Genomic DNA, 22,123 nt, shown 5'->3' with positions numbered 1-22,123 from the left:
CCGATAACGGGAGAAGGTCATGTTGAAAGTACTGGGACGCGATAACTCGAACAACGTCAAGAAAGTGCTCTGGTGCGCGGCTGAACTGGAACTCGAGTTCGAGCGGGTCGATTACGGTGGCGCGCATGGCGGCTTGGATAGCGACGAATACCGCAAGCTCAATCCCAATGGCCTGATTCCGTGTCTGATCGATGGTGAGCGGAGCGTGTGGGAGTCCAACACCATCGTTCGTTATCTGGTCGCGGCCTACGGCAATGGCGCATTGCAAAGTGGCACTCCGATTCAGCGGACGATGTGCGATCAGTGGATGGATTGGGTGCTGTCGATGTTGGCCGCGCCATTTCGCGATCTATTCTTCAATCGTGTGCGGGCTACTCCCGAGCAGTTCGATGGAGACGCAATGGCACGCGGCCAGGCGCTCGTGGCCGAACGGTTGGCTATCGTCGACAGCGCGCTTGCGCGTCAGGAGTGGCTATCGGGAGACGCCTTCGGCATGGGTGACATTCCCATGGGATGTTTCGTTCATACCTGGTTCGCGATGGATATCGAACGGCCGACGTTGCCGAATCTGACCGACTGGCATGCGCGGCTCGAGAGGCGTCCTGCGTTTCGCCAGCACGTGATGACTGCACTCACCTGAGCTCTAGATGCCCATTTCCCCCCTCTCTCAAGTCGACAATGCTTCTCGGGACTATACCCGCTGCCGAATCCAGTCGCGGCCGAAAGACGAGTGCGTCTATCGACGCGGGCTGGAGAGCGGGCTGAGTGAGCTTCAGGCCCGCATCCTCGCCGGGCGGCTGCACGGGTACGACGGGCCGGTGGAGGCTTTGACCGCTCCGGCGCTACGCTATCTCAGCCATCCCGAGCAGCTTTGCGACGCCCGGCGTGGTGCCGAGCGCATCGCGCGCGCGGTGAGCGAAGGCGAGCACATCGGCATCCTCACCGATTACGATGTCGATGGCATTACCTCGCACGTGGTGATGCTGCGGTCGATGACCGAGCTGTTCGGTGTGCCGGCCCAGAAGCTGCATAGCCTGATCGGGCACCGCATCAACGACGGTTACGGCATCAGCCTGCCACTGGTCGAGCGCACGCTGGCGCTGAAGCCGCTACCCAGCCTGGTGATCACCGCCGATTGCGGCTCCTCCGATGAACCTAGAATTGCGCGCCTGCGCGAAGCGGGGATCGACGTGGTCGTCACCGATCACCACGCGCTGCCGATCGAAGGGCCGCCTCCTTCTGCCTACGCCACGATCAATCCCACACGCTCGGACTGCGGCTACCCCGACAAGACCATCGCCGGCTGCATGGTGGCGTGGCTTGTGATGTCGCTGACCCGCTCCGTGCTGGTCGAGCAGGGGGTGTTGCCGGCCTCGACACCCAAGCTTTCGCCGTGGCTCTCCTACGTGGCGCTGGGCACGGTGGCCGACTGCGTCTCGTTGGGGGCGAGTGCCGCCAATCGCGCCGTAGTGACCTACGGGCTGAAGTTGATCAATCGAATGGAGGCCGCCTGCTGGCGAGTCATGGCAGAGCGCCTGGGTGCCGATAGCGTGCCGTTCAACGCCGAAACGCTCGCGTTTCAGATGGGGCCGCGTATCAATGCCCGCTCAAGGCTGGATGATCCCTACGCGGCGTTGCACTATATGCTGGCAGCGGAGGACGGCATCGCGCGTCAGCATCTTCAGGTACTCGACGACGACAATCAGGCGCGTAAGGCGCTGGAAGCCGACATGGTCGAGAGCGCGCGGGCGCTGGCCAAGCCGCAACTGGCAGATGATCTGCCGGCGCTGGTGATCCATCTGCCGGAGGGGCACGCCGGCGTGCAGGGCATCGTCGCCTCCCGGCTGGTCCAGTCCTATGGTCGCCCGGCGCTGGTGCTGACGCCAGCGACCACGCCGGACATGCTGACCGGTTCCGGACGCTCGATCGAGGCGCTGCATCTGCGGGATGCGCTGCAGCGGGCCCATGACCTTTCGCCGTCGAGTCTGCCACGTTTCGGCGGCCACCGGGGAGCTGCCGGCGTCGGCGTTCCCGTTGCCGAGCTGGAAGCGTTTCGCCGCGCCTTTCTGCAAGCGGTGAAAGAGCAGCTTGGTGAGCGCGAGCTGTTTCCGGTGGTGTGGAGCGACGGTCCCCTGGCGGCTTCGCAGCTGAGCCTGGCGACGCTGGATGAACTCGATACGCTGGCGCCCTACGGGCGCGAATTCGACGCGCCGCTATTCGAGGCCGAGTTCCTGGTCGAGCAGTTGCGACCGGTCGGCGCCGAAGGCAATCATCTGATGTTGGAGCTCTCCTGCGAGGCCGTGGTGAGCCGAGCGATCTGGTTCCGCGCGCTCAACCCGGGTGAAGCCGCGCCGATCTCGCTGGGCGACCGGATACGATGTGCCTTCAAGCTCTCTCGCAATCGCTGGAAGGGTCGTGAGTCGCTGCAGCTGATGGTCGAGCACGCCGAGCGCCTGACGCCCTGAACTCTCGAACCGCTCGCTTTTAGCCCCAATTCCTGCCCTGCACTTCTGCCGCGCCGACCTCGGCGCTTCCCCGTGATGCCGACGCTCTCTTCTGAGTCGCGTTGACGATATAATTCGCCGCGGCGCCACAAGCGCCGCCTCTGAATTCGGCTGCCTATCCGGCAGTGACAAGATAACAAGGATTGCCCGATGGAAACGACGCATCGTCACCGTTCCTATGAGGATTTTCTGGCCATTTTACTGGGGGCGTCCTGTGCCGCCCTGGGCCTGGCGCTCTATCATCATGCCGAGATCCTGATCGGTAGTACGGCCGGCATTGCGCTATTGGTGACCTATGTCACCGGCTGGAGTTTCGGGCCGGTCTTCTTCGTCATCAACTTGCCGTTCTACTGGCTCGCCTGGCGACGCGTCGGGCACCAGTTCACGTTCAAGACCTTCGGTGCGGTGGCACTGCTGTCATGGATTTCCTGGATGCTGCCGAGCTGGCTGGAGATCGGCGAAGTCGATCCACTGTTTGCGGCGCTGGCGGGGGGCAGTCTGATCGGGCTGGGCGTGCTGTTTCTGTTCCGTCATCGAGGCAGTCTCGGCGGTTTCAACATTCTCGTCGTCTATCTGCAGGATCGTTACGGCTGGCCGGCGGGCAAGGTCCAGATGGGATTGGACGGCTTGATCATGCTGGCGGCGTTTTTCGTGCTGCCGGTGACCAACGTGATCTATTCGATCATCGGCACCGTGGTGCTGGGCGCGATTCTCACCATCAATCACCGTCCGGGGCTTTACGCCGGCATTAGCCAGAGCTGAAGAACGCGCTGGAAAGCGTCCGCCGGCGCCGCGGTTCAATAGTTGGGCCACAGACCCGGCGTGACCAGCTCGAGGAGATGGCCGTCCGGATCGCGGAAGTAGAGGCTCACGCTGCCTTTCGGCCAGCGGGTTCGACCTTCGATCTCGACGCCTTGATCGGCGAGGTGCGCCTCCCAGGCTTCGAGGCTATCGGCGGGAATCGCCAGCGCCAGATGCTGGCGACCGGTGCCGTCATGGGGCGGGATCGTGCCCATATCGTGGGGAAGCTCCACCGTTTCGTCGGTCTGGCCCTGCTGGAACACCAGCAGCATGGTGTCGCCGGTGGGGTAGGCGGTGAAACGTTCGTCTTCGAGATGCGCGGTCAGACCCAGCACGCGAGTGAAGAACTCGCGGGCCTGGGTCATATCCTGGGTATAGAGAACGCTTTCGATGACGCCGCCCAGTGGCGGCGCCTGGTGTGATGATGCCATCGTTGCTCCTTGCCGGTTTGACGCTCTCGTCCGTTTCGATCAGCCGCGCAGCCAGAACCACCAGACGATGAACAGAATCACGGCGATGCCCAGGATGTTGAGCAGAAGTGTCATGCCGGTGCGTCCTCTGTTTGAATCTCGGGGTTCGGATGTCGTCCGCTATCGGGCCGAAACAGGCGCAGTCGGTTGGCGTTGCTGACCACCGTGACCGAGGATAGCGACATCGCCAAGGCCGCTATCATCGGCGACAGCAGCATGCCGGTGAACGGGTAGAGTATCCCGGCGGCAATCGGGATGCCCAACGCGTTATAGCCGAAGGCGCCCCACAGATTCTGCTTGATGTTGGATAGCGTGGCGCGACTGATCGCGATGGCGTCACCGACGCCGTGCAGCGAGTTGCGCATCAGCGTCATGCCGGCGCTTTCGATCGCGATATCGGTGCCCTGGCCGATGGCGAAGCCGACGTCCGCCTGGGCCAGCGCCGGCGCGTCGTTGATGCCGTCGCCGACCATGCCGACCCGCTCGCCGCGGTTTTGCAGCTCGACGATGGCCTGCTGCTTGTCCCCCGGCATCAGTTCGGCGCGGACTTCGTCGATGCCCGCTTCCCGGGCGATGGCTTCGGCGGCGGCACGATTGTCGCCGCTCAGCATCACCACCTTTAGCCCTTCGGCCTGCAGGCGCGAGATCGCCGCACGGCTGTCCGAGCGCAGTGCATCGCGCACGCCGAACAGGGCCGCCAGCTCGCCGCCGATGGCAAGATAGATCACGCTGGTCGCCTGCGCCTGCCACTTGTCGGCATCGGCTGCCGCGGGGGCGGTGTCGATGCCGTGCTCGTGCATCAGCGCGGCATTGCCCAGCAACACCTGACTGCCGTCATCCAGGGCCGCACTGACGCCACGGCCGGTCAGACTCTCGAAGTCATGGATCGAAAGGCGGTCCCTCGTCTCGCCGACATGCGCCATCAAGGCATCGGCCAGCGGATGCTCCGAGCCGCGCTCCAGCGCCGTGACCACGGCATGGATACGCGCTTCCTGCTGCCAGTAGCGGCTGTCGGTAACGCGCGGTTTGCCTTCGGTCAGGGTGCCGGTCTTGTCGACCACCAGGGTAGTCAACTGACTGGCAGTCTGCAGCGCTTCACCGTCGCGAATCAGGATACCGTGCTCGGCGGCCTTGCCGATGCCGATCATGGTCGAGATCGGCGTTGCCAGACCCAGCGCACAGGGACAGGCGATGATCAGCACGGTGGTCGCCGCCACCAGCATGTGCACGAGTTGCGGCGCCGGGCCGAAGTTCAACCAGATCAGCGCCGTGACGACGGCGGCGATCATCACGCTGGGCACGAAGATCGCCGAGACCTTGTCCGCCAGCGCACCGATCGGCGGCCGCGACTCCTGGGCGCGGGAGACCTGGTCGACGATACGGCCCAGGCGGGTGTCGTCGCCGACATGGCTCGTACGATAGAGCAGGCTGCCCTTGCCGTTGACGGTGCCGGCGCTGACCCGATCTCCCGGCGCCTTGCGTATCGCCTCCGGTTCGCCGGTGAGCATCGACTCGTCGACGAAGCTTTCGCCGTCTTCGACTTCGCCATCGACCGGCAGACGCTCGCCGGGACGTACGCGGATGCGATCGTTCACCTGGACCTGATCGATCTCGATGTCGCGCTCCTCGTCGCCACGGATCACCCGGGCCGTCTTGCTCTGCAGATCGAGCAACCGGGAGAGCGCCTGGCTGGTGCGGCCTCGAGCCCTCAGTTCCAGTGTCTGGCCGATGCCGATCAGACCGACGATCATCAGCGAGGCTTCGAAATAGAGATGGCGAGAGCCTTCAGGAATCGCGGTCGGGAACAGCAGCACGGCCATCGAATAGAGCCACGCGGCGGCGCTACCCAAGGCGATCAGGGTATCCATGTTGGCCTGATGGTGCCGGAACGCTTTCCAGGCACCGTCGAAAAAGCGCCGACCGGCGGTGGCCAGCACACCCAGGGTGGCAATCCCCAGCGCCAGCCAGATCCAGCGCTCCCCGCCCTCGAGCTGCGGCGTGTGCACGAACATCGCCAGCATCATCGGCACGCCTAGCGCCAGGCTGATGGCCGATTCGATTCCATGTCGGCGGGCCTGTCGAACTGCGTTCTGCTGGCGCTTTTCGGCGGCCTCGCGCAGATCCTCGATCGGCGAGGCGCCGTAGCCGGCACTCTCGACCGCGGCGATCAGATCGGCCGTGCTGACGTTGCCACTGACCTGCGCCGTCTCGCTGGCGAAGTTGACCTGGGCATGCTGCACGCCCGAGGTCCTGGAGAGCGCTTTCTGCACCGCGTTGACGCAGCCGGCACAGGTCATGCCGCTGATCGACAGGCGTTGCAGATGTCCGGGTTCCACAGCCGAATCCGTCTTGGGCGGCGCCGCGGATGACGTCGGAATATCGGTTTCATCGGAGGCTTCTTCGTCCGGCGGATATCCCGCTTCGGTCAGCAGTTGGACGATTCGATCCGACGGCAGCGAGCTGGCGACCTGCAGAAGATGCTTGTCCGGCTTGCCGCTGACCTCGGCCTGATCGTCTTCGGCCTGAATGGCGGTGCGCATCCTTTTGACGCAGCCCTGGCAGTGCATCGCCGGTATGGTGAAGGCATTGGTCCCGAGGTTCGCGTCTTCCATGACTGGCGGATAGCCGGCTTCGGTCAGCAGTCGGGCGATCCGATCCCGTGGCAGCGAGCTGGCGACCTGCAGAAGATGTCTGTCCGGTTCGCCGCTGACCTCGGCCTGGTCGTCCTCGGCCTGAATGGCGGTACGCATTCGTTTGACGCAGCCCTGGCAGTGCATGACGTCGACGCGATAGGGGTAGCGGGTCATGAATTCCTCCTCGCCGGGGCGCAGCAGTCGTCGACGTTCTCGGGCGTCTGCTCGATCAGGCGACAGATGCTATGGCCGTCGGGCGTGCCGTCCGGCAGTCGTGACCAGTCGTTCATCGCCCGCTCCATGCGATCCGCCAGTGCCTGAAGCTCGTGGATACGGGCATGGATCTGCGGTAGCCGCGCAGCCAGCAGATCGCGGACCAGCGGGCAGGGGGAGTCGCCCTGATCTGCCTGCTCGAGAATGTCGGCGATCTCCTTGAGACTGAAGCCCAGCGTTCTCGCGCGCTGAATGAAGCGCAGCCGCTCGAGATCGCGTTGATCGAACAGTTGATAGCCGTTATCCGGATCGCGCTGGGGCCTCAGCAGTGCCTGGCGAGTGTAGTGACGCACCGTCTCGGCGGTGACACCGGCGGTTCGGGCCAGTTCCGTGACTTTCATCCTCCCACCTCTACTGATAGACGATTAACATCAGTCTAAAACCTAGGTGTGGCACAATGGTCAAGCGCTGAAAAAATGCCGCTAGACAGGCCATTTCGGCGCCATAGCGGTTGGTCTTACGACGAAAGAGATCTCCAAAACGCGATTAAAACGACCGTTTGCTAATTGACGCTGAACCGCCGTTCCGTCAAAACAAGGGGACGAAGAAGTCGGGTCGTTCCATGGTGAAAAACGGCCCGGAAAACAATGGAATTACCGACGTGCCACTAGGCTTGAACAGCGCCTGTGGCGGCTTCCGGGGACGAGGGGAACTCAACATGACTTATCGCTATAACCGTCTGTCGTTGGCCATTGCACTGATTGGCGCTGCCGCTTCCGGGCAAGCCATGGCGGGGGCTTTCCAACTGAATGAGCAGAGCGTCAGCGCTCAGGGCACTTCCGATGCCGGAAGGGCATCCAACGTCATGGATGCCACCGTCGTTTACGGTAATCCTGCGGGAATGTCATTCATCGACCGGGCTCAGGTGAGCGCCGGTGTGCACTATCTGGACGCCAGTAGCAACGTCAGGGATTCCACCGGTACTACCGCATATGGCACTCCGATCAGCGGCGATGACGGCGACGATATGGTGCCCGGCAAGGCGATTCCGTTCGGTTTCTACGTGCAGCCGATCAGCGATCGCTGGAGCTTCGGTTTCGGCGTCTACGCGCCGTTCGGTCTGATCACGGATTACGACGATGACTACAAAGGACGTTACTACGGCAACTACAGTGATGTAGAAGTCATTACCGCGCAACCGACGCTCTCCTATCGCTTCAATGACAGGTTCGCGATCGGCTTCGGGGTGACCTACAACCATATCAAGGGTGAACTGGAGAACAAGACACCGGGTACCGCCGGTGACGGTACGGTCAATGTCAAGGGCGACGACGATGCTTGGGGGTATGTTGCCGGAATCATCTATCGCCCGGTGGCGTCGACCACGCTTGGTCTGGCCTATCGCTCCAAGGTCGACTACGACCTCGACGGAGACGTCAAGTTCAGCGATGTTGCTTCGCTGCCCGTCTCCTATCTCAAAGCCGATGCCTCTCTCAGCATCACGCTACCGGAAACCGTCGAATTTTCCATCACTCACGCACTCGATGACCGCTGGAAGATCATGGCTGGAATGACCTACGTGCGCTGGAGTCGGTTCGAGGAATTGAACGTCGAAAACGATGTTACCGCGATCGGCGAGCAGCAGAACTACAAGGACGCCTGGCAGTATGCGGTCGGCATGTCCTATCAGGCTTCTCCGGAGTGGCTGCTGCGCACCGGTTTGGCACTCGACAAGTCGCCGATACGGGATAGTGATCGCACCGTCCGAGTTCCCTCTTCCGATCGTACCCTGTTCTCGGTAGGCGCTGGGTGGACGCCGACACCGAACCTGACCCTCGATGTGGCCTACACTCGTCTGTGGGAAGATTCCGCGCCGCTGGAGCAAGGCGAGGTTGGCGATCCTTCCGAGCCGCGTGGCCGTTACACCGCTGATTACGACAACAACGCCAATATCTTTGGTGCTCAGCTGACCTATCGGTTCTAGTCTCTTCGCTGATCTGCGTTCATCTGACAACCCCGGCCTCGGCCGGGGTTGTCAATTTGGGGCAAGCGTAACGCAATGATGGCATAGAATCCGTCGTGATGAGCGGCTGCCATTCGGTGATGGAGAGTTGAGCTACGAAGATGCATAACAATCGTTATCTGTTTCGTTACCAATACAAATTAAAAAATTTTGTCACATTTATGACCTTGATGGATATTGGTGAAGCGGGATACTGAAAACCACATGATTATTTTGATGCTCGCTCTCTACCAACTCTGATGGCTCAGGAGGCTACCGATGGCAACGTCCGTGAATGCAGACCAGCAGGTGAATGCGCTGGATGCGACGGATTCCTCTGCGGATACCAAGGGCTGGCTGACGACGTTGACCCGAGCGATAGCCGAGGGAAAAACGGAGAGCACAGAGAACCTTGAAGTCGACGAGGCAGGTGGTTCAGGCGCACCCGGTGACACCGGCGACATGGACCTGAGCGTCAACCAGATCCGTGACAAGTACGAAATTCCGGATTTCAGCGAAGACGGGCTGATGGATGTGACGGTTGGCGACGACTCGACCGTTGGCACCCAGGCGGCCGAGAACTTCATCGACGGCATCCGTGACGATATCGATAGCGGCAAGCTGAGCGAGGACTCCGACGAGGCCAAACTGGTCGATCTGATCGATGCCCAGGGCGCCGTCGATAACGGCTACGACCTGTATGGCTACGTCGAACTGATTGAGTCGGGTGGTTCGACTTATCGCCAGACGCAGACGAATCCGACGCACCTGACCGGTGACGATGCCAAAGCGATTATCGACGAAGATGCGCTGGCCAAGCAGATTTCCGATCTGATGCAGAAGGAGAGCATCAGCAAACGCTACGACAGTGCCCTGCAGGATTCGATTGCCAGTATTCCCGACGACAAGCGTACGGCAATCGCCGATAAGGTCGACGAGGCGCTATTCGAGCCGGATAGCAAGGACCCCAACCTGGATTTCGAAAATTACGTCATTGCCACGAAGGAGAAAGCCGAAGCGAGCGGTGATGAGGAACTTTCCGACAAGATCCAGACCGAGGTCGACAACTACTTCGAGGCGTTGCAGGCACTCGAGCCGGATAACTACGCCCAGCGTAAGCAGACCTTCGACCAGAATATGATGACGCATCAACTCGATACCTACATGGAGAACCCCGACTCCATCGATGCGGACAATGCCAAGGTGGCGCTGCGCGACACCATCGATATCGTTCAGCATGGTATCAACGGTGCCTTGCAGAATTTCGATAAAGGCACCAAGGCCTATAACGCCTACAACAAAGTCCTCAATGACATCGAGAGCTTCAAGCAGACGCTCGGCGGGTTGAGCAGCGGCGACAGCAAGAAGCTCGTCAAGTCATTCAATCTCGCCATCAATATCAGCGAATCCTCCGGTACGGATAAGGCGCAGAAAGAAAAACTGTTCCAGAACGTCATCAACGACAATCTCAAGGACGTATCGGAAGACACTCGCGGTACCTTCAAGAAGTTACTCGACTCGTCGAGCTCATCCGGCATGCTGGGCGCCATGACCGGAACCATGAGTCTGATCAGCGGTGGTGTACAGCTGGCCAACGGTAGTTGGGATGACATGACCGGGACAGAGCGTCTGGCAGCCGTGCGCGACTTGGTCAGTGGTTTGAGCTACGGCAATGACTTCGCGCGCTTCGGATCGAATATTGTCGAGCAATTAGCGGGCAAGAAGGAGGGACAGGCGCGCATCCAGGCGACCTCATGGTTGGGGCTTCTGGATGAGAATTTCCCCGACATCTGGAAGAGCCAGAGCACCCAGAATGCAGACGCGGTATCGAAGCAGATCAAGGATTCTGTCAATACCGCATCCGAAAATCTCGGGGACGCGGAGATTCCGCTCGATAACCTGGATGAGAACGGACGCCGCGACTACCGCGAGATGATCCAGGCGCTGGGCGAACAGATGGGCGCGCCGAGCACGGGCGACTCCAAGGGCGATACGGCCAGAAAGGCTGGGCGCAGTTTCCTGCGTTTCATGGGCGGCGCCGGGTTGGATGTGACCGGCGGGGTCATGGATATCGTCACTGGGGTCAACAAGCTCAAGAATGCCGACAGTGCGCTCGAGAGAGCGGGGGCGGGCCTGACGCTGGCCGCCGGAACCTCGGGAACCGCGATGTCGATCGCCAACACGATCTCGATGTTCTCTTCTCGAGGCAGCAATCTGGCTGCGAGCATTGGCAATATCGGTTCAAAGGTCATTAACGGGCTATTCATGGGGAGCCGGATCGCCGGCCCGGTGCTGGGGATTGCGGGCGCCATCTTCGGGGTTGCCGGTTCATTGATTGCGGAAGCGATCAATCACCAGAAACTGCAAAAACTGACCGACTCCCAGGGTGATTTTTTCAAGGATCTGTCCGAATACGGAGTCACTCAGGACGATTGGGGCGACAAGCTCGAGTTCGCTCGCTACGAGTCCTACATGTATGGCGGACGGGATACGCCTGACGACCGATCGATTTTCGACTACCAGTCCAAGGAGTGGCAGCACTTCCAGGATACCGAAGGGAAGCGTGGCAGCTCTCTCCCCCGGCTGTCTCCCTACCTGCACAAGGACGGTGACCCTGGCACCGAGAATCTTTGGGAGAAACATCTGACCGGCGGCACGACGCGGCAGACCGGCAAGGACCATACCAGCAAGACCGACGACTGGCGCCCTTGGAGTGACACCGACATGGATGCGGGTGATGAAGGCCTGGGCACCGACGAGCTTCGTCGAAATTCCCGCATGGATGCGATGATGACGCTCTATGGCAAAGATTTTTTTGATGCCCACCACGCAGAAATCGACACTATCGCCACCGTTTGGGACGACTGGAACGGGGGCGACTCCATCGTCAGTCGAGATGATCTTCGAGATATCGTTGCCGACGAGGGGAGAAGCCAGAGTGAACGCGACGCGGCCCAGTTCCTGCTTGACGAGAACGGCTTCTACGATGGGTTGGACTCTTTGAAACACGGCGGAGACGGTGACGCAAAGATCAGCACCAACGATCTCGATACCTGGCTGGGAGAACTCGGTAAGGACAGCGTTGATGCGTATAGACAGACGGCAGCAGCCAACGATTACGACTTAGAGTTCCTGCAGGATCATTCGGCCGAACTCCAGACGATTGCCGAACGGTGGAATGACTGGAACGGCAAGGACGATATCGTCAGTCGCAAGGATCTTCAGAAGATTGTCGATGACGATGAGAAAAGCGAATCCGAGAGCGCGGCCGCGGACTTTCTGCTCGAGAATGAAGGTTTCTTCAATACCCTCGATACGTTTCAGAAGGGCGGCGACGGCGACAATAAGATCAGTACGAAAGACTTCGATGACTGGTTTGCCACCATTGGTGAAGATGATCTGGATGGCTATCGTCAGTCCTCCATCGTGGGAGATCACAGCAGTGACTTCTACCATGCTAACCAGGATGCGCTGAAGTCGGTGATCGAACTCTGGGATGACTGGAACGGTAAAGACGATATCGTCAGTCGCAAGGACCTGAACAAGATCGCCGATGACGAGGATCGCAGCGACAGTGAACGCGATGCGGCAAAGCTGCTTCTGGGAGACGACGGTCTCTTCACCATGCTCGACACCTTCAAAAAGAACGATGGCAGTGATGACAAGATCAGTACCAAGGATCTCAATGCTTGGCTCGAAACGATCGGGGTCGAGCGACGAGCCTGATCGACGCTTTGGTGATCCAAATCTCCGACGAAAACTTGCGCGAACGATGGCCCCCGGCTAACTGACCGGGGGTCGTCGTTCGGACTGGTGCGATCGTCTTTGAACGCTACCAGATCACCACCCGCTTTTCGGACGGCAGATAGAGATCGTCGCCAGGGGTGACGTCGAAGGCGCGGTACCATTCATCCATGTTGCGAACGATACCATTGACGCGGAACTGCGAAGGCGAATGGGGATCGCTCTGTACACGATTGATCATTTCCTCTTCGCGCATTAGGCGACGCCAGACCTGGCCCCAGGCCAAGAAAAAGCGCTGGTCACCGGTGAAGCCTTCGATGATCGGTGCGGGTTCGCCATCCAGCGAGCGGTGATAGGCACCGAAGGCGATGTTGAGCCCACCAAGGTCGCCGATGTTTTCGCCCATTGTCAGCTGCGGATTGAGTGAATAACCGGTTATCGGTTCGTACTCGGCGTACTGCTGCCCGAGGCGCTTGGCCAGTTCGTCGAAATGTTCGGCATCGGTCGGTGTCCACCAATCGACCAACATTCCCGAACCATCGGACTTGCGGCCCTGGTCATCGAAGCCGTGGCTCATCTCGTGGCCGATGACCGCACCGATACCGCCGTAGTTGACCGCCGGGTCGGCATTGGGATCGAAGAAGGGTGGCTGCAGTATCGCCGCCGGAAAGACGATCTCGTTGCGCGATGGCGAATAATAGGCGTTGACGGTCTGCGGACTCATGAACCACTCGTCCCGGTCAACCGGGCCTCCGAGCTTGGCGAGGTCGTCCTCCCAGTGCCACTGGCGTGCCGCACCGACGTCGCCGTAAAGATCGTCCGCACGAATGTTCATTCCGGCGTAGGTTTCCCATTCGTCGGGATAAGCGATCTTGGCGGTGAAGGCGTCGAGCTTGTCCAGTGCTCGTTGACGGGTCTGGTCGGTCATCCAACTCACCTGGTGTTGCAGGCGGTCGCGGTAGGCGTCTTCGAGATTGGCGACCAGCGTCTGCATCTCACTCTTGGCGCTGGGCGGGAAATGCAGCATCACATAGAGCTTGCCGGCGGCCTGGCCCAGGAAATCGTTGATCAGCGATACGCCTCGCTTCCAACGCTCACGCTGCTCTGGCTGGCCAGATAAGCGTCTGCCATGAAAATCGAAATGCGCTTGGCTGAAATCGCTCGAGAGATAGGAGCTGTTGGCATCCAGCAGCCGGAACATCGAATAGGTCTTGAGCGTCGAGAGCGGTGTTGCGTCAAAAAGCCGTGCCAGGTCGCGAATGGCGGTGTTCTCCATCAGCACGACCTTGTCCTGACCGGCAAGTCCGCTGGCCGAGAGCCATGCTTGCCAGGGGAAGCCGGGCGCGTACTCGCCGAGTTGATCCGGCTGGAGAGGGTTGTAGGTCAGATCGCGATCGCGCTGCTTTGCTGGCGCCCACTCGACTTTCGCCATGGCGGTTTCCAACTCGAGAATGTGTTGCGCGCTCTGTTGAGGATGGGGTTGCCCGGCCAGCGCCAGCAGTCTGGTGATATAAGCATGATACGCTTGGCGAATTGCATCGAAACGCGGGTCGCCGCCGAGGTAGTAGTCCCGGGTGGGCAGAATCAGCGGCATCTGTGATAGATACGCGACGTAGCGATCCGGCGCCTTGACGTCAATATCGACCTCCGTAGTGGCGATGGTCGGCACGCCGAAGTGGTGGTCGGCGCTGAACCGTGCCAGATCCGTTTTGCTCTCGATCTCTGCGAGGCGCTCCAGATCCGACGTCAACGGGATGACGCCCTTGGCCTCGATAGCGCCCTCGTCCATCCAGGCGTGGTAGAAATCGCCTAGCCGCTGCTGGGGCGAGTTTGGTGGGGTGTCGGCACCGTCGAGCTGGCGGAGAATGTCGCGCACCTGCTGCTCGGCGCGCTCCGCCAGTTGAGTAAATGCCCCGTAGTTGCTGCGATCGGGCGGAATCGGCGTGCGTGCCAGCCAGTCACCGTTGACGTAGTGGTAAAAGTCATCACCGGGGGCGATGGCGGTATCACGTGCCGCAAGATCGACGCCCCACACACCCATGGTTGGGGCAGAGGCTGGCGTGTCGGCAAGAGCAAGTGGTCCCATTGTGCCGGCTATTACGAGAGTGGCTATGGCGCGCGCTGATGCCGGGGATGAAATGATGCGTCTGTCAGTCATAACTCCTGGAGCCTCTACTCGAGCGGATAAAAAAGCCGCTGCGCACGGCAGCGGCAATCGATCGTTAAGGAACGTCGAATTTGGTCAGAAGGCGTAGTTGAAGCGCGCGTAGACCGTGCGGCCCAACGCATCGGCATAGCGAGCATCGTAACCGAGCTGGCCGATTTCTGGCTGGTTGGAGAACGGTGGATCACGGTCGAACATGTTACGCACGCCGAGGGTGACCGTCGGGCCGGCCGTGAAAGCGTACGAACCCAGTGCGTCCCAGGTGGTATAGGAACCGACTTCGCTGTGGGTGGATGTGTCGTAGTCGTCATAACCTGTCATGTAGTGGTTGATGACACCGGCACCCCAATGACCTCTCGTCCAGTTGACGGAAAGCTTGTGTTTCCAGCGGAAGACTGTGCCATAACCGGCGCGATAATGGCCGACGCGGCTGACGTAATCGCCGTCCGGTGTTTCCTGGAAGTCGTAGCGGTCGACGTAGGTACCGGTGTAGCCCACGGTAAAGAAGCCGTAGCTTGTCGGCAGTCGATAATTGGCCGACACGTCAACACCGTTGGTCTTGGTGGTGCCAAGGTTTTGATAGCGAACCGGAATGTAGTCGATTGACCCATCGTCGTTACGCATGATGGTGCCAGGCTCATTGGCGATAATGTAATCAGAAGTTGGTAGCGCCACTTCGTTTTCGATCTCGATCCACCAGAAATCCAGACCCGCCGAGAAGCTCTGGAACGGCTGATAGACGAAGCCGAGTGTCCAGTTCTTGGCTTCTTCCGGTTTCAGATCCTCGTTGCCTCCCTGCTCTTCCAGGAACTGGGTATTACAGTCGCGGCTGGCAACGCCACCGTTGGCGGGTGAGCCGCCAGGGCAAAGTCTCGGATCATTGAGGCCGCCTGGCGAGAACGTTTGCGCTGCAGGGTCGTAGAGCTCGTAAAGCGACGGTGCACGGAAGCCTTCGCTATAGGCACCACGGACCAGCAGTTGCTGAAATGGTTGCCAGCGGAAGGAAATCTTGGGGTTGGTGGTATCGCCGACATCGCTATAGTCGTCGTAGCGCACTGCCGCTGTGACCTCGAGGCCGTCGATAATAGGCACGTTCAATTCACTGTAGATGCCTTTGACATCACGACTTTCGTTGACCGATGCATCCGGTGACAGTCCTCCGCTGGTAGCGCGGGAGGCAACGTCAGGGTCGGTTTCGAGCTTCAGTCGCTCGTTACGATAGTCGGCGCCGACTGCGATAGCCGAGGAGCCCGCGCCAAACCAGTTGCCGATTTCGCGACTGAGTTTACCGTCCCAAGCATAGACGTCGTTCTGCGCAGACCAGACCAGGCCGCTAGCTTCGGCATCCGCCAGCGCTTGTTGACCGGCTGCGGTCAATGGGTCAGTGGAGAACGGATCGATCAAGCCGTTGTTGAACGCGTCTTGCAGATCATTGTCATCGAGATAGCCACTACGATAGTTCAGGTCAGTATTACTGCGGTTCCAGGAGACGGCGCTATCGTAGTTGAAACCGGAGAAATCGCCGGTGAAATCCAGCACCAGACGCTGGGCATCGATGGTGTTATCAGTCACACGGGGCCCAGCGGGGATACCGCGCCAGCGCACATCAACCGGCTGCGTCGGATCAAGTGCGGGATCATCGGGATAAAACGGTGTCCCGGGTTGGATGACAGGCCCACCTGAAGTCGGCGACGGTGCGCTCAATGAAGTGTTCTTGTTTCGTGACCACAGATAGGATAGAGAGGCCGTGTGGTTCTCCGCCAGTTTGGCCGAGGCTCGAGTGTAAAGCGACGTGTTCTCGGTCTTCTGCTGGATTTGCCCGTACCGACCGTAGTCATAGGTACAGGTGCCGCCACCGGTATCGACCAACCCCTCTCCGTCACAACCTTCTCCGGCAAGCGGGTTGCCCGCCACGCCGCCCTGATAATAATTGCCAGGGTAAGCAAAAGAGGAAGTGCCGTTGATACCGCTCGAAGGATCATAGATCTGGCGAATACTGCTACGGTCGGTGTAGTCAACGTCATCTTGCTTGCGGTATCGCATCGATCCCATGATGTTGAAACCATCTTCTTCGAGATCGCCGTTGCCCCAGGTCGCGCTGATGTCGCCGCTATCGCCGCCGCCGCTGTGGGTTGGGGCGTCGTAGCCGAGCTCGACGTTGCCGCCGGTCAGATTTTTCTTGGTGATGAAGTTGATGACGCCGCCGATGGCATCGGTGCCATAGATAGCTGAGGCGCCGTCGCGCAGTACCTCGACGCGTTCAATAGCGCCGAACGGAATCGAGTTGAGGTCGACCGCGCTGCCATCGAGCGAGTTGTTGGCCAAGCGGCGACCGTTGAGCAGAACCAGCGTCTTGTCGGTGCCGATACCACGCAGGTTGGCGAAACTGGCACCACCGGTAATGGCGGTGCCGGTGCCATAACCGGGCCCGTAGCTGGTGTCATTGGCGGAAATCTGTGAGAGCAGTTGTGCCGTAGAGGTGATGCCTTGCTGGCGCATCTCCTCTGCCTCGATGATCGTTACTGGTACCGCAGTCTCGGCATCGGTTCGGGCAATTGCCGAACCGGTGACCTCCATACGACCCAGGTCCTGCGTCGGTGCTATGGCTGGGGCGACGGCAGCGGCAGGAGCCGCCGCGGCCGCGGGGGCCGCTCCGGCTGGCGCGGCGGGTGCCGGCTCGGCAATCTCGTCGGAAGCGCCAGCGGGGGGCGCGATATAGTCCTCGTCGCTGTCCTGGGCCATGGCGAGAGGGGTCGCAGCCGCCAGGATCAGGCAGGTCGACACCAGCAATGACGATTTTTTCCAGATGGCAGGGCGCATCATCGAACGCCGCCAGCCGGATTTGGAGCGAAGTGGTTCCCTGGGATGCTCGGCATCCCAAATTTTTGGGGTAATCATTTTCAGGGTGTCCCTTGAATAGCAGTTGTTGGTATTGGACGCTCAATGGCTATTATTCGGATGCTCTGCTTTGTTGTTATCGTTGAGTACGTGTTCTCCCTTATCAGTGAATTGGAACGCGATAGTCACTATTTCCATGTATCGCGAAGCGGCTATTTCCAAGCGATTGAGCCATTATCATTGCTGGGTTAGAACGGCCACTTTTTGAATTCCCGACCGCTCCAACGCCGCCATGGCTTTCGCTACCGTTCCATATTCCACCCCTTCATCCGCCTGTAGCTGCACGGCTTGATCCGGGTTGTCGTCGTGCGCCTGGCCCAAGGCTTGCTCCAGATCCTCGAAGCTGTACTCTTCCTTGCCGATGAAATAAGCCCCGTCGGCATCGACACTGACGACCATGGGTTCTTTGGTTTCAGGCGGTGCTACGGCCCCCGTCTTGGGCAGGTTGACGTGTACGGCGTTGGTCATCAGTGGTGCAGTGACGATAAACACCACTAGCAGTACCAGCATTACGTCGACTAGGGGTGTAACGTTCATTTCGCTTAGGACTTCATCATCATCGTGACTGGAAAAAGCCATTTCTCATTACCTCTTCATATGCAGGGCAAAAGCCATGTCTCGATATACCGTAATCACCCCATTGCCGGCGACGGCGAGGGGACTTCCGACGCTACTGGTCTCGGAATCTGGCTTTGACTCTGGAAGGCATGCTGCTGTGCCAAGCTGTAGAAGTCGTGAGCGAAGTCGTCCATGAGTGATACGGTGAGTTTGAGTCGGCGGGTGAAATAGTTGTAGATCAGCACGGCGGGAACGGCCGCTGCGATACCGACGCCGGTCGCTATCAGCGCATGACCGATAGGACCTGCCACGGTATCCAGGCCCGCTTCACCGGTTTCACCGATGGTGATGAGGGCTTCCATGATGCCCCATACCGTACCGAAAAGGCCGATGAAAGGAGAAGTACTGCCGATACTGGCCAGAATCGCCAAGCCGCCCTCCATGGAGCGCCGTTCACGTTGAATCTGTTGTCTCAGGCTACGCTCCAGGCGGTCAGAACGGTTGATTTTTTGAGCCAGATCCTGATTCTTGAGTGCGATGTCTCGACCCGTGACGACAGCGAACCCCGCACGGGCAATCGAAGCCATGGTGCCTGGGCGTTTTTCGCTAATTGACTCCCCTTCTTCCATGCTTTTTGCTTCCCAGAATACTTTCTGGAAACGTTTATTTTCGACACGATTTCGCGCAAATTGAAGACCCTTTATCAGCAGAATGGACCAGGTCGCGATAGAGAAGACGATCAGCGTCCAGAGCACGCCGGGTACGATCATCGCGGTAATGCTGTTGGATTCCATCATGGTGTTTTCCTTGCTTAAAGTTACGTCATTGTTTTTCGTTAATTCGGAAGCTGGAAGGCGATGGTCTGCAGTGCCCAGCCCTTGATGGGGGTGTCGCCACGTCTCGCCGGCTTGAACGTCCAGCTGCGTACGGTCTCTATAGCCGCTTCGTCCAGTTCGCGGTGTCCGCTGGACTGCGTCACCTTGACCTGGCCTGCTGTCCCGTCCGGCATCACCAAGATCTGTAGCTGTACATTGCCTTCATAGCCACGGCGCAGTGCCAACGAGGGATAGCGTGGTGGCGGATTTCCCAGACTCTGCATACCGGAAACCGCTGGTGTGACCTTGTTGCTCGATGCCGTGCTTTGACTAGGCGCCGGCTTTGAAGGCTGGGTCTGCTGCGGCGTCGGAGTCGATTTCTGCGGTGTTGGCTTCGGCTCGGGCTTCGGCTGCGGTTTGGGCTTCGGCTCGGGCTTGGGCTGCGGTTTGGGCTGTGGTTTCGGCTCGGGCTTGGGCTCCGGTTTGGGCTTGGGTTCGGGCTCTGGTTCCGGCGCCACCTTTTCTTCAGCGGGTGTGACGGCGACGTCATCCACGACCGGCGCTTCCTGCACGGGGGGCGGGGGAGGCGGCGGTTCTACCGGTGGTGGTGGTGGTGGTGGTGGCGGGGGTGCGCTGGTCAGCATCACCGTAACTTCCGAGGCTTGAGACGCCTGATTAGACAGTACTTCGGCGGCGACCATGGGTTGGCGATTCAGAGACCACCATATCAAGCCATGAACCAATACTGATATCGCCACCAGAACCCATATCTCCGGTCGGGATATCGAACGATTGTTTTTCTGTACAGATCCCTGGAGGGGCGGCGCGGTTTCGATCGCGATCATATTGTCTCAGTTATTCTGGTGACAGCTTGCTTGCGGCTACTCATGAAGAGCCGTTTCCCTTGTCACTATTACGAGCAATTAATGTGCCAACTCTTGCCGAGATTGCGTGGTTTTTCATAAGCTGGATAGGCTGCTTCCAGCAAATATTTGGATATTTTATACAAATCCAGTGGCTAAAGATCTATATGAATATAGTGTTTTGTTTGTTAACGCTATTTTCTCTCTCTCTGGAAATGGGAAAGCTTCAAACTCAGCGAGATTGTAGTGAGAAAATAAGTTGTAAAAAATGAGAGGCTAGTATCGAAAATGAGGGTGGGTGTCGAGTTTATTTCAGTCCAGTGGCAGGAAGTTATTTTTGGGTAAGCTTGCTAAAGTCGACGATTTTTTTGCACTTTATTTGTGCGATTTATTCATTTTTGCCCTGCAAAAATACATGCGGTTATTCAATGACCTCATCGACTTTTTGAATGAAGATTTCTATAGAATCGATCCGCTTTATTAAGTCGTGAACGAAAACGCCTCCCTTGGGGGAGGCGTTGAGTCGATCGAGTTTTAGGGTTCAGGTCGAGGTTTTATTCAGGATCATTTCTGCATCATCGAGAAGTTGATCCATATCGTGGATCAATTGATCGTAGGGTTCCGGTGTGGCGAGATCGACGCCAGCGTCTTTCAATAACTGATAGCCGCTCTCTGCCCCACCCTGAGAAAGGACGTTGAGATATCGGTCTCGCCAAACGTCAGGGTCCTGCACCAGCCCATGAGCGAATACCTGGGCTGCGGTTATCGACGTCGCGTATTGATAGACGTAGAAATCGTAATAGAAATGCGGTATGTAAGCCCACTCCGCATAGTCGGCCTTATCGATATCGGTGACTCCCTGGGCAACACCGTAATACTGGCGCAGAATCTTGCCGTACATCTGAGTCAGGCGATCGCCGGATAGCTGCTCGCCGCTCTCGGCAGCCTGGTGAATGGCGAGTTCGAATTCGGCAAACTGCGCCTGACGGAAGTAGGTACCGCGAATGGCCTCCAGCGCCTGGCCGATGTAGAACAGCTTTTCCTGCGGCGTCTTTGCCTGCCGGATCATGCGATCGACCAATAACTGTTCGTTGGTCGTCGACGCCACCTCGGCAGTGAAGATCGAATAGTCCGACGTCGGATAGGGCTGATTTTCCTTGGTCAGCATGCTGTGAATGCCGTGGCCCCATTCGTGGGCATAGGTCGAGACATCGCCGTAGCTGCCGTTGAAGTTCATCAGCACGTAGGGGTGAACGTCATAGGCCGAGCCGTTCATGTAGGCGCCGGAGCGCTTGCCCTGGCTAGGGTAAGCACTGGTCCAGGCCGAACCGGTGGCACGCTCGAGCAGCTTGGCGTAGTGCGGCCCCAGTGGTTGTGTCGCTTCTCGCGTCATCTGTCGGGCGCCATCGAGATCGAAGGTTCGATCGAGTTCCACCAGTGGCGGATAGATATCGTAATAGTGCAGCTGATCGACACCAAGAATGCGCTGACGCAGTTTGAGATAACGATGCAGGGTATCCAGGTGAGCATTGGTCGAATCGATCAGTTGCTGATAGACCGCCGTTGGTATGTCGTTTCCGGAAAGAGAGGCCGCCAGCGCGCTGTCGTAGTGGCGTAGTTTTGCCTCGGTAACATGCTGCTGAACCTGGGCATTGAGCAGCGAACCGAGAGTCGACGTGTACTGTTGCCAGGCGGGCCAATAGGCGTCGAAGACCCGTTGGCGCACGTCGCGATCCTTGGATTCTCGCCAGTGGCTGTAACCGGCTGCATCGAGTCGAACGCTCTCGCCGTCGATGACCAGCGTCGGCCACTCGATGTCGGAATTGGTGAGGAGCGAGTAGGGCGTTTCGTGACTCATCACCGGGCCTAGTGCGGCCAAGGCAGATTCGGTCTGCTTTGATAGCGTATGTGGCGCCTCACGGATCACGTTCTCGAGAAAACGATGGTGATCCTCGAGCTTCGCGTTCGAAAGCCAGTTCGATAGCGTGTCGCGATCCATCTGGATCAGCGCGGGGCGCAGATAGCCGATCGCTGACTGGAAATTGGCCATTATCTGCTGCGCACGCCCCTGTCGCGATTGCGCCTCGCCATTTCTGAGATCTTCGTCAGCCTGGAGCGACGAGTAGACCTGGACACGATTGGTGGCCTTCTCGACCGCGCGAATGGCGTCCAGTGCCGTGGCCAACGCTTCCGGGCTCTGGGTCAGCGTATCCTGGTAGGCGTCGAGCCCGTCGATTTGCGTGCTGACATCTTTCAATGCCTGCTGCCAGTCGGCTAGTGACGGATAGAGATCGGCTAGATTCCAGCGGCCATTCTTTGCTGACGGTGGCTCGGGCTGTGCCAGTGCGCTGACTGGTAGCGTGAACGAAGTGCTCGCCAGCAAAATGCCGAGGGTCAGTGATGTGCATTTCTTGTTGTTGAAAATCACAGATTTTTCCCGAGTCGGTTGTTATGGGGC

At 59.1% G+C, this 22,123-nt stretch carries 14 protein-coding genes; 5 read left to right on the top strand and 9 right to left on the bottom strand.

The annotated features are described in order from the left end of the window. Window positions 1-19 precede the first annotated feature (19 nt). The 3 genes from ACUN9V_RS12290 (at window position 20) to ACUN9V_RS12280 (ending at window position 3,266) form a co-directional block, all read left to right on the top strand. Complete coding sequence (locus ACUN9V_RS12290) at window positions 20-640, top strand: glutathione S-transferase family protein (protein ID WP_445511597.1); 621 nt, start codon at window positions 20-22, stop codon at window positions 638-640. A gap of 7 nt (window positions 641-647) precedes the next feature. Beyond that, window positions 648-2,465, top strand: a complete 1,818-nt coding sequence (locus ACUN9V_RS12285) for a single-stranded-DNA-specific exonuclease RecJ (RefSeq protein ID WP_445511596.1) — start codon at window positions 648-650, stop codon at window positions 2,463-2,465. A gap of 189 nt (window positions 2,466-2,654) precedes the next feature. After that, window positions 2,655-3,266 carry a YitT family protein gene (locus ACUN9V_RS12280; RefSeq protein ID WP_445511595.1) on the top strand — a complete coding sequence of 204 codons (612 nt, stop codon included), beginning with the start codon at window positions 2,655-2,657 and terminating at the stop codon, window positions 3,264-3,266. Between the two features lie 35 nt (window positions 3,267-3,301). Here the strand turns inward: ACUN9V_RS12280 and ACUN9V_RS12275 are convergent, their stop codons facing one another. From ACUN9V_RS12275 to ACUN9V_RS12265, 3 genes are all read right to left on the bottom strand, one after another. Continuing rightward, the gene (locus ACUN9V_RS12275; protein ID WP_445511594.1) at window positions 3,302-3,736 is read right to left on the bottom strand and encodes a VOC family protein; all 435 of its coding nucleotides are present in this window, start codon (window positions 3,734-3,736) and stop codon (window positions 3,302-3,304) included. A gap of 110 nt (window positions 3,737-3,846) precedes the next feature. Next, window positions 3,847-6,387 (bottom strand): heavy metal translocating P-type ATPase, encoded by a 2,541-nt coding sequence (locus ACUN9V_RS12270; protein ID WP_445511635.1) that lies wholly within the window; start codon window positions 6,385-6,387, stop codon window positions 3,847-3,849. A gap of 191 nt (window positions 6,388-6,578) precedes the next feature. Further along, on the bottom strand, window positions 6,579-7,022 hold the full coding sequence (locus tag ACUN9V_RS12265; protein WP_445511593.1) for a MerR family transcriptional regulator: 444 nt from the start codon (window positions 7,020-7,022) through the stop codon (window positions 6,579-6,581). Window positions 7,023-7,339: 317 nt separating this feature from the next. Here ACUN9V_RS12265 and ACUN9V_RS12260 point away from each other — a divergent pair, with 317 nt between their 5' ends. Beyond that, complete coding sequence (locus ACUN9V_RS12260; protein ID WP_445511592.1) at window positions 7,340-8,605, top strand: OmpP1/FadL family transporter; 1,266 nt, start codon at window positions 7,340-7,342, stop codon at window positions 8,603-8,605. A gap of 297 nt (window positions 8,606-8,902) precedes the next feature. Continuing rightward, window positions 8,903-12,349: a hypothetical protein gene (locus tag ACUN9V_RS12255; protein WP_445511591.1), complete on the top strand. Its 3,447-nt coding sequence runs from the start codon at window positions 8,903-8,905 to the stop codon at window positions 12,347-12,349. A 106-nt stretch (window positions 12,350-12,455) separates the two neighbouring features. Here ACUN9V_RS12255 and ACUN9V_RS12250 read toward each other — a convergent pair whose 3' ends face one another. From ACUN9V_RS12250 to pepF, 6 genes are all read right to left on the bottom strand, one after another. After that, on the bottom strand, window positions 12,456-14,453 hold the full coding sequence (locus tag ACUN9V_RS12250; RefSeq protein ID WP_445511590.1) for a M13 family metallopeptidase: 1,998 nt from the start codon (window positions 14,451-14,453) through the stop codon (window positions 12,456-12,458). Between the two features lie 156 nt (window positions 14,454-14,609). Beyond that, on the bottom strand, window positions 14,610-17,429 hold the full coding sequence (locus ACUN9V_RS12245) for a TonB-dependent receptor (RefSeq protein WP_445511589.1): 2,820 nt from the start codon (window positions 17,427-17,429) through the stop codon (window positions 14,610-14,612). Window positions 17,430-17,606: 177 nt separating this feature from the next. Further along, window positions 17,607-18,008, bottom strand: coding sequence for an ExbD/TolR family protein (locus ACUN9V_RS12240; RefSeq protein ID WP_445511588.1), 402 nt, complete (start codon window positions 18,006-18,008; stop codon window positions 17,607-17,609). A 53-nt stretch (window positions 18,009-18,061) separates the two neighbouring features. Then, on the bottom strand, window positions 18,062-18,784 hold the full coding sequence (locus ACUN9V_RS12235) for a MotA/TolQ/ExbB proton channel family protein (protein ID WP_445511587.1): 723 nt from the start codon (window positions 18,782-18,784) through the stop codon (window positions 18,062-18,064). Between the two features lie 38 nt (window positions 18,785-18,822). Then, window positions 18,823-19,647 (bottom strand): energy transducer TonB, encoded by an 825-nt coding sequence (locus tag ACUN9V_RS12230; RefSeq protein WP_445511586.1) that lies wholly within the window; start codon window positions 19,645-19,647, stop codon window positions 18,823-18,825. A 559-nt stretch (window positions 19,648-20,206) separates the two neighbouring features. Continuing rightward, a complete protein-coding gene (gene pepF, locus ACUN9V_RS12225) occupies window positions 20,207-22,093 on the bottom strand; it encodes an oligoendopeptidase F (protein WP_445511585.1) in 1,887 nt (628 codons plus the stop codon). Window positions 22,094-22,123: the final 30 nt, after the last annotated feature.

The sequence above is a fragment of the Salinicola sp. V024 genome (assembly GCF_052645315.1).
Note: the sequence above shows the minus strand (reverse complement) of the source record. Positions and strands in the feature narration are given on the sequence as shown.

What these genes read in the sequence shown, in the direction of transcription:
- ACUN9V_RS12290 (WP_445511597.1), top strand. Translation starts at nt 20, where the DNA reads ATGTTGAAAGTACTGGGACGCGATAACTCGAACAACGTCAAGAAAGTG.
- ACUN9V_RS12285 (WP_445511596.1), top strand. Translation starts at nt 648, where the DNA reads ATGCCCATTTCCCCCCTCTCTCAAGTCGACAATGCTTCTCGGGACTAT.
- ACUN9V_RS12280 (WP_445511595.1), top strand. Translation starts at nt 2,655, where the DNA reads ATGGAAACGACGCATCGTCACCGTTCCTATGAGGATTTTCTGGCCATT.
- ACUN9V_RS12275 (WP_445511594.1), bottom strand. Translation starts at nt 3,736, where the DNA reads ATGGCATCATCACACCAGGCGCCGCCACTGGGCGGCGTCATCGAAAGC.
- ACUN9V_RS12270 (WP_445511635.1), bottom strand. Translation starts at nt 6,387, where the DNA reads ATGGAAGACGCGAACCTCGGGACCAATGCCTTCACCATACCGGCGATG.
- ACUN9V_RS12265 (WP_445511593.1), bottom strand. Translation starts at nt 7,022, where the DNA reads ATGAAAGTCACGGAACTGGCCCGAACCGCCGGTGTCACCGCCGAGACG.
- ACUN9V_RS12260 (WP_445511592.1), top strand. Translation starts at nt 7,340, where the DNA reads ATGACTTATCGCTATAACCGTCTGTCGTTGGCCATTGCACTGATTGGC.
- ACUN9V_RS12255 (WP_445511591.1), top strand. Translation starts at nt 8,903, where the DNA reads ATGGCAACGTCCGTGAATGCAGACCAGCAGGTGAATGCGCTGGATGCG.
- ACUN9V_RS12250 (WP_445511590.1), bottom strand. Translation starts at nt 14,453, where the DNA reads ATGGGACCACTTGCTCTTGCCGACACGCCAGCCTCTGCCCCAACCATG.
- ACUN9V_RS12245 (WP_445511589.1), bottom strand. Translation starts at nt 17,429, where the DNA reads ATGATTACCCCAAAAATTTGGGATGCCGAGCATCCCAGGGAACCACTT.
- ACUN9V_RS12240 (WP_445511588.1), bottom strand. Translation starts at nt 18,008, where the DNA reads ATGGCTTTTTCCAGTCACGATGATGATGAAGTCCTAAGCGAAATGAAC.
- ACUN9V_RS12235 (WP_445511587.1), bottom strand. Translation starts at nt 18,784, where the DNA reads ATGATGGAATCCAACAGCATTACCGCGATGATCGTACCCGGCGTGCTC.
- ACUN9V_RS12230 (WP_445511586.1), bottom strand. Translation starts at nt 19,647, where the DNA reads ATGATCGCGATCGAAACCGCGCCGCCCCTCCAGGGATCTGTACAGAAA.